Raw genomic sequence first — 13,247 nt, forward strand, 5'->3', positions numbered from 1 at the left:
AACACTTGCTAAGCACGATGTGAATATTCAAAGAATTGATAAGGTCTCACCAGAAGAATTCACTTCACTTGAGATTCTAACAACAGTTCCAAAGAAACTCGATCAGGCCCTTTTAAAACAAGAACTACTTAAAGTATCTAATAATCATAAAGTTGATGTGGCCTTTTTAAAAGATAATGTCTTTAGAAGATCTAAGAGGCTCATTGTTTTTGATATGGACTCAACTCTTATTCAGGCCGAGGTTATTGATGAACTGGCCAAGGCACATGGAGTTGGAGAAAAGATCGAGGCCATTACAGAGAGGGCCATGAATGGTGAGCTCGACTTCAATCAGTCACTCATAGAGAGAGTTGGAATGCTTGAAGGATTAGAGGCCTCTAAGATGGAGCAGATCCTCAACGATCTTCCACTAACTCCAGGCCTTGAGGACTTTTTAAAAACAGTCAAGAAATTGGGATATAAAGTCGCTGTAATTTCTGGTGGCTTTACTTACTTTGCCAATGCCCTAAAAGAGCGCCTTGGACTTGATTATGCCTTTGCCAATGAACTAGAAATCATAGATGGTAAACTCACAGGAAAAGTTGTTGGGACAATCGTTAATGCTGAACAAAAGGCCATCCTAGTGAGTCTTATTGCTCAACAGGAAAATATATCATTAGAACAAGTCGTGGCCATCGGTGATAGAGCGAATGATTTACCAATGCTTTCACAAGCAGGTCTAGGTATCGCTTTTCACGCAAAAGAGATTGTGAAGAAAAAGGCCCAGAACCATATGTCTCATGGGCCAATGACTTCAATTCTTTATTTCTTAGGTATTCCAGGTCCTGTTGATAATTAACGACAGAACTTTTTAATCGCACGATTTACTTTTCTTAATTCAGACTTTCGTCCCGTATATGGGGCGAAGTCTCCGTAGAAACTCGTAAATGAGCTATGATTTAAATGAGTATCACCCTCTTGATAATAGATCTCGTCCACTTGTCCAGGAAAGTTACTATCGACAACACTTAATCTATAACCATGATCTAGCTTTTTCATATCAACAACAAGCCAAGCATGGGCCGTGATACCTTTAATCTGAAGTTTTTGATAGGCGACATTCCCCTCTTTAACAACATAGTCATAGAGATTATCCATACTCTTCTTCATTCCACTCGCCGATCTCTTACTTGTTCCGGCTAGGCCAATGATCCACTGCTGATTGATAAAACCATCAGTTTTTTGCCATGCCTCAAGCTCATCTTGAATGAGATAAGAAAAGTCTCTTGAAAATGATCTTAAATTTCTATAACCAGGGATCTTAACAACTTTCTTTCCCTTTCTAATGGCCTTGATAATGGCCTGAGCTTCCTCTTCACTAGGACGCTCTTTATTTGGTTGAAAAAGGCCAAGGTATAATGCATTTCTGTGAAAGCGCGAGTGCCACCAGCAAACACCACCATTAACAAGCCCCCCTTGATTTTGGAACCCCATGGCCGTTTGGTAAGGTCGATTCTTCATTTGCATTCTTACAAAGTCCTGATCATTCCTTTCTTGGCAAAACTGTGCCTTCCCCGCAAAAACACTACTAGCAACAAGTGCTAGAGCAAAAACTTTTTTCATCATGTGTCCCCCGACGTTTATGAAAATTGTGCTTGAGGCTTTGTACCTCAAAACATAGACTCGGTGCAACAAACCCTGAAAAATCTTATGAGTTTTTAAAAAAGTCATGATTTTGATAATAATTTCAAGGGATTATATTCGTGAAAAAGAAATAAAGTGATTGAAAAGCAGTGCCTTTTTTATTATATTCCCTGTCTATGCGAGAGATATTACAATCAAAAATTCATAAGGCCGTCGTGACACAAGCTGATTTAGGTTATATCGGTTCAGTGACAATTGACGAAGAGCTGCTAGAGCTTGTTGATTTATGGCCAGGTCAGAAAGTTCTGATTGTCTCAAATACAAATGGTGCTCGTATCGAAACTTATGTGATTAAAGGCGAAAGAGGATCTGGCGAGATCTGTATCAATGGAGCAGCTGCTCACCTTGTTCAAAAGGGTCACGAGGTCATCATTATTGGTTTCCAATTTGCGGACAAGCTACTTGAGCCAAAGCAAATTTTAGTAGACCAAAATAATAAGTTTGTTCAGTACCTCTAGACAAACACTTCCCCTATTTTCATTAACTTAGACACTCGTTATAATTTCTTTATGACTAGTGCACTTGTAAAACTACGTAAAGGAAAGAAAGATTTTGATTGGGACAAAATGGTTGCCCCCTCATGCCTAAGACTTGAGATTATAGCACCATCCCTTGAAGCGATTCCCGATAAATTCTTTCAAATACCACTTCTGCGTAGCTTGGAAATACATGCGCCTGAACTTAAGTCACTGCCTGCTTCTTTCTTTGAGCTTAAAGAACTAGAGTTGTTAAAAGTTAAGAACTCACTAGAATTAGATCTTGAGTCAGAGGCCTGTTTTGAAAAACTCAAGACACTTCAACTGGCCAAGATGAAACTAGATAAACTTCCTTCTTGGATGGACAGCGCCAAGTCACTAGAGGTCTTAGATCTTCATGGAAATGCTTTGGCAGATTTACCAAGTTATTTCTCAGGCTACCAAAAGCTTAAGCGCCTCAATCTTGATAGCAATCTCTTCACAAGTCTTCCCTGGGAACTTGAAGAACTTAAATCACTCACTCACCTCTCTGTTGATGGAAACCAATTTAGTGATGAAGAGAAGCTGAGAATTAATCAGGTTTTTAAAATTACGGTCTAATCTTCTCTATAATCAACCCATATAATCAACCCAATTGATCAAGAAATCTTTATCCTAATCGCATAATGTTTATTGATAAAGTGCCGAAAAGACGAGTATGGAATCCATAGAAAATAATCACTCCCAGATGATCGCTGGGTTTAACGTTCACTCAACAAAGGCTCCCCTTGGAAGACGTCTCTTTGCCCATGCCATTGATAGCTCATTATTGGCGGCAGTGACTTATATCTTTATCCTAGGAGTCATTTTTGTTTTTGGTATTGGTGCGGCCGTCTTCTCTGGAATGCTTAGTTCATTCAAAGATGGCAGTCTTCTTTCAACCATTCTTATGACAATTATTACTGTAGCATTTGTCCTTCTCATACTTAGTATTTATCACGGCTACTTTATTTACTTTGATTATAATAAGGCCCAAACGCCAGGTAAGAAAATCTTAGGGCTTAAGGTTATCAGCACCAATGGAGCCAGACTTACACTTAAACAATGTATTTTAAGAGAGATCTTTAAATGGATTGATCAACTCTATATTCCGGCCCTAATCTCAATGTTGATGACAGAGAAATCACAACGCCTTGGTGATATTGCAGCAGGAACTCAAGTGATCTTTTCAGCATCACAAGAAAAAGAACAAGACTTTATCTATATGGACCAGAGTGATTATGATGTTTTCTATGCTCACTTAGTTCCCCAAGAAATCTCAGAAGAAGAATCAACAGAGTTTCTCTCATATGCAGGAGCGAGATTTCTCTACGAAGATGATGATTTTGAATTTGATGATGATTATTGGACAAGATATTTTAGTCAAAAAGTTGATTTAGACGACAATACAAAAGTCTCACAAGAAGACTTTTTAAGATTCATGGCCCAGCTATGTTATCTAAAGGAGAGAGAGAATGGATCAGAAGACTGAACCAAAAGTTGAATTAGAATTAAAAGTAAAGAAGAAAGTCAAGGCCAAGCCAGCGGGTTTTGGAGTAAGAGCTTTAGCACTTATTGTTGATGGGATTGTACTCAGTGTTATTCAAACACCTCTATCAGTTATCAATGGTCTCATTACCGCGTCACTTGGGGCCACTCAACAACAAGGTCAAGTTGCACCAGAGATGGCGATTATGGCCATACTCTCGACAATCATCACAATGCTAATTTCAATGACTGTAGGTGTAATCTATGGTGGATACTTCCTTTCAAAAAAAGGAGCAACGCCAGGAAAGATGCTACTTGGACTCAAAGTTATCAATACAGAAACTGGAAAGAATATGACTTTCTGGAAAGCGGCCATGAGAGAGACACTTGGAAAAACTCTTTCAACAATCTTTTTCGCGATTGGATATCTTATGGCGGCGTTTAGAGATGACAAAAAGACTATGCACGACCTTCTGTGCTCTTCACAAGTTTTAAAAGTTAAGAAATAAGAGTTGAAATCGAGTGAGACAATTACAAAAGAAGTATTTTCAAAAGAGTCTAAAGAAGAAGTATCAAATTCTATTTGAAACACTTAATCTTATAGACTCTAAACTTAATGCTCTCGAACAGAAGAAATCAAAGAGTTTTAAGGTTGAGAACTTTATTGAAATTATCTCACTCTATGAATCTCTTTCAAATGAGCTCTACTACATAAGAAAGAATAGTCCACAAATGGTCAGCAATATTGAAGACCGAGTGACACATATCTCACATAGAATTCAAAATCTAACCAAAAAAGAAAATAGTACAAAGAATATTTATAAGAATATGACGACAAATTATCGAAGACTGTGGCGTGATCATGGCCAGCTCTTCTTACTTAGTCTCTTCTGTTTTCTCATTTCAATCATTCTTGGTTGGGCGATCTCATATCAATACCCTCAGTATACGGCAATCTTCTTTCCCGAACACCATATTGAGGATATGATTAAAGGTCACCAGTGGTTTGACAGGATTAAGGAAAACCCTCTACTCAGTGGTTTTAAGATTGCCTTCAATAATATCAAAGTCTGTATTCTTGCCTATATGCTAGGCATGTTCTGTGGAATTGGTGGCCTCTATATTCTTATCTTTAATGGGGCCATGGTTGGAGTCCTTATAGGGCTTAGTTATCAGTATGCCTTCAATGAAAATATTAATGGCTTCATTGCATCACATGGCCCTTTAGAATTAACTCTCATTGTGGCCAGTTGTTTTGCAAGTTTCGTCTATGGCCAATCATTTTTTAAAAGGCCTTACAAAGATATTAAAAAGCGACTAGGACACACTTTAAGAGAGAGTCTCTATATCCTCATTCCCCTCACAAGCTGGCTAGCGATTGCAGCACTATTTGAAGTTCTTGTCAGTCCATTTGATTATTTGAGTGATAGTCAAAAACTAAGTGCTGGCCTTCTCATTGCCTTGGCATTTTGGATCTGGACATTATGGCCTGAGAGTTCTAATTCACAAATGACTCTCTTACAAAGCGAAATGCCTTCGGAGCAAAATCCATCCACTTAGAGCAATTAACATTGAAATGAAAAGCTCCCGAAGTTGATAAGACACTTGAAAAAAGTTTCATTCTCTCATTAATCGCCATACTGTAAACGAGTTTCTTATAGTCATCCATTTCAGTCACATTATGACTCAAGTTCTTTTCAATATCATATTGATCATCAAGAAGTGAGAGCAGAAGTGGAATATGCTTAATACCTAAATGACGGACAATTTCAGTGATAGACTTTTGTACGGATGGTCGTGAGAAGTCACTAAGAAGGATCACAAGTGAGCGTTTAACATGATACGTCTCTAAGACGTTATTGATGAGATGGTAGTCTGTTTCTTTGTGGTGAGATTGTATCTTATGGGCCTCGGCCATTATTGTTTGAAGGGACTCAAGCCCGGAAAAATTTGGATAGAGAAACTCAACCTTATCAGAGATCCCGCAAAGAGTTACCTTATCACCAAGCTCCATTGCCGTCTGGGCCAAGGAGACCATGACATAGAAGTAATAATTCAAGGTATAAGAGCCTTGAATATTCCCCTCCATATTCCTTCCAAGATCGAGAAAGAGAAAGATATTATTCTGCTTAGTTTCTTCATATAAGCGAGTAATTGGTTTTGAAAAACGTGCTGACTTTTTAGCATCGATAGAGCGTATAGAATCTCCATATTGAAACTCACGCATGCTGTAGAAAATATCTCGGGAAGTTTGAAGACGGGCCGGTGCCGTTCTTTGAGACATAAAGGCCTGTTGTCTAAAAATCTTTCTTAGCTCTTCATCATTAACCTTCTCTTTCTTTGGCCAAATGTGAAGACTTCTATCAAATTCACAAGCTTCAATCTGTCTGGCCCAGATCCCATGAGATGATTGAGAAACCAACTGAAGAGGTGAGAATTTGTAGCTTCCAATGCGATTGAAGCAAAGAGTGACTTTATAGAGACATTGAAAGTGTGCCTTATTCATTCGTGAGACCGACTCAAGCTGGCAATCAATCACCTGACAAGGAATTTCCAAATCATCGAAATTAATCTCAACTTCGTAATAGTTTTGAGAATAAATATCTACAATTAAGTTTAATTCAAAGGGAGAATCAACAGTCTCATTCTTTATAACACCAGAGCTAAGCCTTATGGAATTATGATTATAAAGAGTTCTATACTCATAGTAAAAGACCATGAACAAACAGATGACATAAATGATAGCAAGAGAGAAAAAAATCTCTGTAAATAAGCTAGTGACTAAGAGAACAATTGCCAGCCCAAGATAGTTAAATCCCTTCGGGGTAACCAAAGACTTATGCACTTGGAAACTCTGTGGAATTTAAAATATCAGTAATAATATCTTCTACAACAACTCCTGAGATCATGGCCTCAGAATTGAGCTTTAAACGGTGACGAAGAATTGGCGTTGCCACTTCCTTAATATCTTCAGGAATGACATAATCTCTTCCCTCAATTGCAGCATAAACTCTAGCAGCATCACACATACCAATACCGGCCCTAATACTCGCTCCATGCTGAATCATTTGATGGCGGCGTGTATGATCGAGAAGTCTTGCAATATAATCAAGAAGTGACTTGTCGACCTTAACATTCGCTTCAATTCCAGAAAACTGTGAGATATCAAAGGAATCAATATTTGTAGCGTTTTGTTTGAGGTTTTCGATTTCATTCAAAAGTATTTGAGTATCTGTTTTAACGCTTCCATTTGACATAATAAGCTTAAAAAGAAATCTATCCACTTGTGCCTCAGGCAGTGGAAAAACTCCTTCAAATTCAAGAGGGTTCTGAGTCGCAATAACAAAGAAGTCCTTTGAAAGCTCTCTTTTCTCCCCTTCAATTGTCACTTGACGCTCTTCCATAGCTTCGAGTAGGGCAGATTGAGTCCGTGGAGGAGTTCTATTTATTTCATCCCCCAAGAGAACATCTGTAAATATTGGTCCCGGAAGAAATGTTAAATCCCCTGTCTTTTGAGAATAGATATGAGAACCTAGAATATCACCAGGCAAGAGATCACTTGTAAACTGGACGCGTTTAAAATTCTTTCCAAAAACAGAGGCCACAAGCTTAGCAATCTTAGTCTTACCCACCCCCGGAGTTCCTTCTAACAGGACATGGCCTCGACATAGATAGGCCGTAATAAGAAGCTTTAGCGTCTTTTCATTACCAAAGATAAGACTTTGGGAAACTTCATTAATAAATCCATTGACTTGGTCAGAGAAGTTCTCAATTTGCATAATTATATCCTTTTTCACTTAGCTTTTTTTGATGAAAATCTGTAATTTCTTTTATCGTCTTAAGCGACTTTAGAACCTCGGGATCAACATGATACTCATTAGCTAGATACTGACGATGCTTTCTTATAAGATCTTGGTTTAGAATATCATTCTCACTTCCTTGCAATAGTGAAAGAGAGAGATCATGAACGTTACCATTGAATAGTTCAGGTTTTTCCTTTATGAGTAATCTCTTAGGGACATAAGAGAAAGTAAAGAAAATGATAACAATCATAAAAATGGCCAGGACAGTCAAAAACAATCTTGGCTCTGCTAACATGTCATAAATATCTTTGGCACCAAAGAAGTGGTGATACTCATCAATACCAATCACTTGAGCATCTCCTAGAATATACTCCAGAAGATCCAGATTACCCTCTTCTTGCAGGAGGCGATTTGAAAAGGGAGAAATCCCTAAGAGAATTGTCACCTTTCCCTTACCTAGTCCCTTTTCATAGTAGTAACAATGAAATTTTGAAACGAGACAATTTTCAAAGTTATAGAGCCCGTAGAAAGTCCCCTTAAGCCCCTCACTCTCAAGAGTTTCAAGCTTCTTATTTTTAAAACTCTTATTTTCTTCAACCTCAAGTTTAATTTTAAATTTTTTTAACAGAACATAATGTTTCGAGAGATCCTCCGCCCCCTTAAGATTAAGGATGAGATGACCACCCGTTTTAACAAAGTTCTCTACTTTTTCAATTTCTAAAAATGATAGTGAGTATTCAGAATTAATAAGGGCCAAGGCCTGGGCCTTATCAAGAATTTTTGAGCGAGAAAAATTGATCGAGTTAATAAGAACTTCTCGCCCAGTCTCTTGGAGATATTCATAGAGAAGAGATGTCCCTCTCACTTGAGATGATCTAACAGAGGCCGACTCATTGACGAGATTCTTCTTATTAAAGTACGGCGTTAAAAGTTGCGTCATCAAATAACCCACAAGAAGGAAAATAAAAATCTTCTTCTCATCTATCTTGCTGGTCTTTAACTTATTTAGCAAAATTCCCTCCTCTATTTTTCGAGAATTTTAGCTTTTTTAATTCCTCATAATCCTGCTTAGTAACCTCGGCCTGTGGAGAGAACATCATATAGTTCATCTGCTGTGTTTTTGTTTGAGAACTTTTAAAAATATCCGAAAGAGTGAGACCTAGGAAACGATCTCTTTGTTGAAGTTTATAGAGCCAACGAAGTTTCATGGCGCGCTTGTAATTCTTTTCTCTGATTGCCAATTTGATTTTACTGAGAATCTCTTCATCCTTAGCCGAGTAAACTGTTTGAAACTCTTTAATTCTTTGACGAGACTTTCTCTTACCACTTTTCTTTAAGTACTTGAGAACAATTCCCACCACACAGGCAATAAGGATGACAAGGAGCAGCCACTTTAGTCCGTACAAGACCCATTCAGAGGTGACATTCTCATTACGAGGAAAGAGACCTTTGAAAAATTTAAGAATTTTATCCAAGAAATCAAAAGAAGAATCTTTTCTTTTAAGATCGGGTAGCTCTAATGAATGAAGTTCTTGTCTCTTAACAAGCTCTTTTAGAATTGTGGATTTGGACATACTAGTATTATATGAAATCTTTCATATATTTCTAGCTGGTATTTATTGACGAGTTGGAGAAAGGGGACCCTCAGTCCCCTTCTCAATCATTTTGAAAGGATCATGCGAACTCTCTTATTTTGAGAGACCTCTAACTTTCTAGGACCTTTCGCACTTGACTTAAAGCCACGATCTTGAGCAGAGGCAACTTTAAGGGCCTCAAGTAACTCACCTCTTGAAATCATTCCCATCAGATGATTTTCATCGTCTACCACGGGAGCTGATTTCATATGATGAGAGCTAAACTTCTCAATCACATCAAAGATATTGTCGTCCCCCTTGATGAGTTGAAGATCGCGACTCATAATTTCTCCCAAACTTATGGCCTGCTGATTTCCTTGATAGAGAGCATGACTCAGACTCTTCATCACATCAATATCGCTTAGAAAACCAATCACATGGTTCTCATCATCAACGACAGGAAGTGAAGAAAGTGCATATTCTTTCATATATTCAATAGCATCGATAATATCATCTTCACGATGAGCGGCGATGATATCAACATTCATAATATCAGATATTTTGGCTTCATTAATTCTCATAAAGTCCTCCTTACATGATTATTTTCTCATGAAAGAAAACACTAGAAGAATGACTTAGCTCAGGATTTAAGGTGTTTTGTATAAATATTAAATATCGAATTTCACACGCGTATTGGCACGTCTCAATCGGTCCAAGAGAGTATCGATTAAGGCCTTATACCAAGCCGGTTGGGAATCGAGATATTTTTGAAATTTATCAGAAGGAACCACTACTAGCGTTGATTCCTGAATTGCACGAACAGAAGCTGAACGGGGTTTCTTATCAAGGAAGCTCATTTCACCAACAAGTTCACCAGAATAAATGGTCCCAATTTGTTGTTCTGCTTGACCTTTACGCTTATAGACAGCGAGTGTCCCTGATTGGAGATAGTACATATTGGAACTCTCCTCTCCTTCTCGCATTAGAAATTCATTTGGTTTTAAATAAATTGTATCGGCCATGCAAAACTCCCTAAAATCTATTTTACACGGCCAGATTTAAAAAATTGAGAGGGCAAAAAGCCCTCCCCTTATTGAATTTGCATCTCATTAACTTGCTGATTCCAACCCAGAAGAATTTCGCCATTTGGTAGCTCACCTGCTAAGACTTTCTTAGACAGCGGTCTGATCACACTACGATTAAATGCACTTTGAAGCGGTCTGGCCCCAAATTGTTCAGAGTAACCAATATTAGCAAGATGGGCGTAGGCATCTTCACTCAGGGCCACCCTTAGTCCTTTAGATTGAACTCTCTCGTTAAGAAGTAGCACTTGTTTATCAATGAGATCCTTCATCACATCCTTATTCAGAGCGTGATACTCAAGAATTCCATCGAGTCTTCCTAGTACCTCAGGCTTGAAATCCTGACCTAAGTCTTTTGAGTTTGTCGTTATCAGAATGATGGTATTTCTAAAGTCAATTGTTCTTCCCTTATTATCAGTTAATCTTCCATCGTCTAATATTTGCAGGAGAATATCTGAGAAATCTCGATGGGCCTTTTCAACCTCATCAAAGAGAATGACACTGTAAGGCTTTCTTCTTACTGCTTCAGTTAGAACTCCACCTTCTTCATAACCGACATATCCAGGGGCTGCACCGATTAACTTGGAAACTGAATGCTTCTCACTAAACTCTGAGAGGTCAAAGCGAATCAGGTTTTCTTGAGTATCGAAAATAAATTCCGAAATGGCCTTGGCCGTTTCTGTTTTCCCTACACCAGAAGGACCCTTAAGTAAGAAAGACCCCAGAGGTCTAGAAGGATCACTCATTCCCGCGTGGGCCGAAATAAGGGTCTCTGCAATTTCCTTTAAAGGTTCAGCTTGCCCAAAGACTCTCTTAGTTAGATATTCTTCTAACTTGAGAATATTATCTTGCTTAGATTTTAAAATCTTCTCAACAGGTATCCCCTTTTGTCTTGAAATAACATTGGCAATATCCTTCGTTGAAAGAACCCAATCGTGATGACAGTTCTCTAATTCCTTTTCAATCTCAGGCAGTATTGAATATTTTAGTCTTGAGGCCTCTTCATAGTTTTGATTTCTCTCGGCCTGTTCTAACTCAAACTTGTAGCGATCTAGCTGATTTTTAAGTTCAGACACTTTCTTTAGAGAGAGAACTTCTTTTTCCCACAGGGCCTTTTGAGCATTGAACTTTTCTTCAAGCTCATCAATCTCTTGTTGGATCTTTGATTTATCATTTTCAACCTGTAGGTAGACCTTCTTAGAGCGAATCTCTGCCTCAAGCTCTGCAAGTTTAGCTGGCATTGCTTCGGCCGAGAGCTTCAATGCAGAGGAGGCCTCATCAACAAGATCAATGGCCTTGTCAGGAAGATTCTTATCCGTGATATACTGGTCAGATAAGAAGACCGCGTTAAAAACTGCATCGTCAGAAATTTTAATTCCATGGTGCATTTCTAACTTTTCGCGAATCCCCATTATAATCTCTACAGCATCTTCTTTTGTTGGCTCATTAACAGGAACCGATCTAAAGCGTCGATCAAGAGCTGAGTCTCCTAGAATATATTTTTGGTACTCTTCTGGAGTTGTCGCGCCAATACAGTTGAGCTCCCCTCGAGCAAGGGCCGGCTTCAATAAATTTGCCGCATCCATGGCCCCATCGGTTTTACCAGCTCCAACCAATTGGTGCATTTCATCGATAAAGAGAATAGATTCACTCGCATTCTCTTTAATGTATTTTAGAAGTTTTTGTAATCTCTCTTCGAACTCTCCACGAAACTTAGTCCCGGCCATCAGGGCCCCCATATCTAGAGAATAGACAGTCTTACCTTCTAAGACATCGGGAACATTTCCTTTGACAATGGCCTCGGCCAGACCTTCAACAATGGCCGTCTTACCAACTCCAGCAGGACCAACAAGAACAGGATTATTCTTTCCACGTCTCCCCAGGATTTCCATAACGGCCCTAATCTCTTTTGTTCTACCAATCACAGGATCTAATTTCCCGGCAGAAGCTAACTCATTGAGGTTAATCAAGAAGCTTGGAGTTTCTTCTTCAGCATCGTGGGCCTGGTTAAAGATTTCAGGATCAATATCTAGATCAGAAAAAATTTGAGGGATATATCTAATAAGATCTGTTTCAGTAATTTCCTGACGAGCATTTTGAATAGCATGACTAGAAGCATAAGTTAGCCACTCACTAAAATTAGCGGCCGGTCTAATATTGTCTAAGCTAACTTGCCCATTAAGAGTTGGTAAGGCCTCTACCTTGGCCTTAATGTCCTTCTTATGGGCCTTAAGGGCCCTTGAACAAAAAGTCGAAGGGTGTGACACAAGCCCAAAGAGCAAGTGCTCAGCTCTAAGCTCAGAGTTTTTCCTCTTAAGTAACTCCGTCTGGGCCAAGTCAAGAGCTTGGGTAACAATCGAATCAAACTTATTCATAAATCCTCCACATTTAACGAGCTTACTTCGTTCTATTAATAAGATGGTACGAACCGAATCAGTGTCAAGGTTGACTTGACCAATTTCATTAAATATTTAAAAATTTAAGCTGTAAAAATAGTTAAAAATACAATAAATCCAGGGATTATATGAATAAAGTTATCAAGTTATTTCTCCTATCAATTTTCGCCATTTCAGTCTTATCATACGACTATCCCAAGCTTGATCTCTCAAGCCCGAGATCAACGATGAATTACTTCCTTAAATCAATGAAAGGCCATAAACTTGGAGACTCTCGTGGCCTAGAATTGGCCACACAAACACTTGACTTGTCTCAGCTCAATGAAAAGAGCCGTAATGTCAAGGCCAGAGATTACGCACTCAAACTGATTAATGTTCTAGATCGAATTGAATATATTAATGTTAAAACAATTCCTGAAAATCCTCCGCATACGATTTGGTACTATAGACTGGAGTCTCTAAAAATTAACCAAGAAAAGGTTAAAGTAGAGATGGCCATTGCTAAGAATAAGGAGGGAGAATGGCTCTTTACCCCAAAGACTTTAGAGTCATTAGACTTTTATGAAATCCATTTAAAGAATAAAGACGTCGTTGCCAACGTCGCTAAAGATAAGTCATGGACTAGAAAAATAAAGAACAACCTGCCTGACTGGGCCTTTAAAAAGAACTTTATCCTGCTCAATATTCAATGGCTGGGACTCTTTATTGTCATCCTACTTTCTTATAT

At 38.5% G+C, this 13,247-nt stretch carries 15 protein-coding genes; 7 read left to right on the top strand and 8 right to left on the bottom strand.

Annotated elements, in window-relative coordinates:
* Window positions 1–838, top strand: an 838-nt coding sequence (gene serB / locus M901_RS10820) for a phosphoserine phosphatase SerB (protein ID WP_021278248.1), incomplete at its 5' end; no start/stop codon positions are given.
* On the opposite strand, the gene M901_RS10825 is transcribed toward serB, so the two are convergent.
* Complete coding sequence (locus M901_RS10825; protein ID WP_021278250.1) at window positions 835–1,605, bottom strand: hypothetical protein; 771 nt, start codon at window positions 1,603–1,605, stop codon at window positions 835–837. The genes serB and M901_RS10825 overlap by 4 nt on opposite strands.
* Before the next feature lie 194 nt (window positions 1,606–1,799).
* On the opposite strand from M901_RS10825, the gene panD reads away from it, so the two are divergent.
* The 5 genes from panD (at window position 1,800) to M901_RS10850 (ending at window position 5,225) form a co-directional block, all read left to right on the top strand.
* Entirely contained in the window at window positions 1,800–2,141 is a 342-nt protein-coding gene (gene panD / locus M901_RS10830; protein WP_021278242.1) for an aspartate 1-decarboxylase, read from the top strand.
* 51 nt (window positions 2,142–2,192) lie between these two features.
* Complete coding sequence (locus M901_RS10835; protein WP_021278241.1) at window positions 2,193–2,759, top strand: leucine-rich repeat domain-containing protein; 567 nt, start codon at window positions 2,193–2,195, stop codon at window positions 2,757–2,759.
* Between the two features lie 97 nt (window positions 2,760–2,856).
* Entirely contained in the window at window positions 2,857–3,669 is an 813-nt protein-coding gene (locus M901_RS16560) for an RDD family protein (RefSeq protein ID WP_053335860.1), read from the top strand.
* Window positions 3,653–4,174 (top strand): RDD family protein, encoded by a 522-nt coding sequence (locus M901_RS10845; protein ID WP_021278243.1) that lies wholly within the window; start codon window positions 3,653–3,655, stop codon window positions 4,172–4,174. The genes M901_RS16560 and M901_RS10845 overlap by 17 nt, the downstream gene beginning before the upstream one ends.
* Window positions 4,175–4,187: 13 nt before the next feature.
* Window positions 4,188–5,225, top strand: a complete 1,038-nt coding sequence (locus tag M901_RS10850; RefSeq protein ID WP_034721798.1) for a stage II sporulation protein M — start codon at window positions 4,188–4,190, stop codon at window positions 5,223–5,225.
* Here the strand turns inward: M901_RS10850 and M901_RS10855 are convergent.
* From M901_RS10855 to M901_RS10885, 7 genes are all read right to left on the bottom strand, one after another.
* The gene (locus tag M901_RS10855) at window positions 5,164–6,384 is read right to left on the bottom strand and encodes a DUF58 domain-containing protein (RefSeq protein ID WP_021278238.1); all 1,221 of its coding nucleotides are present in this window, start codon (window positions 6,382–6,384) and stop codon (window positions 5,164–5,166) included. The genes M901_RS10850 and M901_RS10855 overlap by 62 nt on opposite strands.
* 118 nt (window positions 6,385–6,502) lie before the next feature.
* The gene (locus M901_RS10860; protein WP_021278245.1) at window positions 6,503–7,444 is read right to left on the bottom strand and encodes a MoxR family ATPase; all 942 of its coding nucleotides are present in this window, start codon (window positions 7,442–7,444) and stop codon (window positions 6,503–6,505) included.
* Window positions 7,434–8,480: a DUF4350 domain-containing protein gene (locus M901_RS10865; RefSeq protein WP_021278247.1), complete on the bottom strand. Its 1,047-nt coding sequence runs from the start codon at window positions 8,478–8,480 to the stop codon at window positions 7,434–7,436. The genes M901_RS10860 and M901_RS10865 overlap by 11 nt, the downstream gene beginning before the upstream one ends.
* Window positions 8,470–9,042 (bottom strand): hypothetical protein, encoded by a 573-nt coding sequence (locus M901_RS10870; protein WP_021278240.1) that lies wholly within the window; start codon window positions 9,040–9,042, stop codon window positions 8,470–8,472. The genes M901_RS10865 and M901_RS10870 overlap by 11 nt, the downstream gene beginning before the upstream one ends.
* 86 nt (window positions 9,043–9,128) lie before the next feature.
* Window positions 9,129–9,623, bottom strand: coding sequence for a CBS domain-containing protein (locus M901_RS10875; protein WP_021278237.1), 495 nt, complete (start codon window positions 9,621–9,623; stop codon window positions 9,129–9,131).
* A gap of 87 nt (window positions 9,624–9,710) precedes the next feature.
* On the bottom strand, window positions 9,711–10,064 hold the full coding sequence (locus M901_RS10880; RefSeq protein ID WP_021278239.1) for a Crp/Fnr family transcriptional regulator: 354 nt from the start codon (window positions 10,062–10,064) through the stop codon (window positions 9,711–9,713).
* 68 nt (window positions 10,065–10,132) lie between these two features.
* Window positions 10,133–12,499, bottom strand: coding sequence for an ATP-dependent Clp protease ATP-binding subunit (locus M901_RS10885; protein ID WP_021278249.1), 2,367 nt, complete (start codon window positions 12,497–12,499; stop codon window positions 10,133–10,135).
* Between the two features lie 149 nt (window positions 12,500–12,648).
* Here M901_RS10885 and M901_RS10890 point away from each other — a divergent pair.
* Window positions 12,649–13,247 (top strand): hypothetical protein (locus tag M901_RS10890; RefSeq protein ID WP_021278246.1); only part of this gene is annotated, 599 nt, incomplete at its 3' end.

The sequence above is a fragment of the Bacteriovorax sp. DB6_IX genome, assembly GCF_000447775.1.
Classification (GTDB): Bacteria; Bdellovibrionota; Bacteriovoracia; order Bacteriovoracales; family Bacteriovoracaceae; genus Halobacteriovorax_A.

What these genes read in the sequence shown, in the direction of transcription:
- M901_RS10855 (WP_021278238.1), bottom strand. Translation starts at nt 6,384, where the DNA reads ATGGTCTTTTACTATGAGTATAGAACTCTTTATAATCATAATTCCATA.
- M901_RS10825 (WP_021278250.1), bottom strand. Translation starts at nt 1,605, where the DNA reads ATGATGAAAAAAGTTTTTGCTCTAGCACTTGTTGCTAGTAGTGTTTTT.
- M901_RS10880 (WP_021278239.1), bottom strand. Translation starts at nt 10,064, where the DNA reads ATGGCCGATACAATTTATTTAAAACCAAATGAATTTCTAATGCGAGAA.
- M901_RS10835 (WP_021278241.1), top strand. Translation starts at nt 2,193, where the DNA reads ATGACTAGTGCACTTGTAAAACTACGTAAAGGAAAGAAAGATTTTGAT.
- M901_RS10870 (WP_021278240.1), bottom strand. Translation starts at nt 9,042, where the DNA reads ATGTCCAAATCCACAATTCTAAAAGAGCTTGTTAAGAGACAAGAACTT.
- M901_RS10860 (WP_021278245.1), bottom strand. Translation starts at nt 7,444, where the DNA reads ATGCAAATTGAGAACTTCTCTGACCAAGTCAATGGATTTATTAATGAA.
- M901_RS10875 (WP_021278237.1), bottom strand. Translation starts at nt 9,623, where the DNA reads ATGAGAATTAATGAAGCCAAAATATCTGATATTATGAATGTTGATATC.
- panD (WP_021278242.1), top strand. Translation starts at nt 1,800, where the DNA reads ATGCGAGAGATATTACAATCAAAAATTCATAAGGCCGTCGTGACACAA.
- M901_RS10885 (WP_021278249.1), bottom strand. Translation starts at nt 12,499, where the DNA reads ATGAATAAGTTTGATTCGATTGTTACCCAAGCTCTTGACTTGGCCCAG.
- M901_RS10845 (WP_021278243.1), top strand. Translation starts at nt 3,653, where the DNA reads ATGGATCAGAAGACTGAACCAAAAGTTGAATTAGAATTAAAAGTAAAG.
- M901_RS16560 (WP_053335860.1), top strand. Translation starts at nt 2,857, where the DNA reads ATGGAATCCATAGAAAATAATCACTCCCAGATGATCGCTGGGTTTAAC.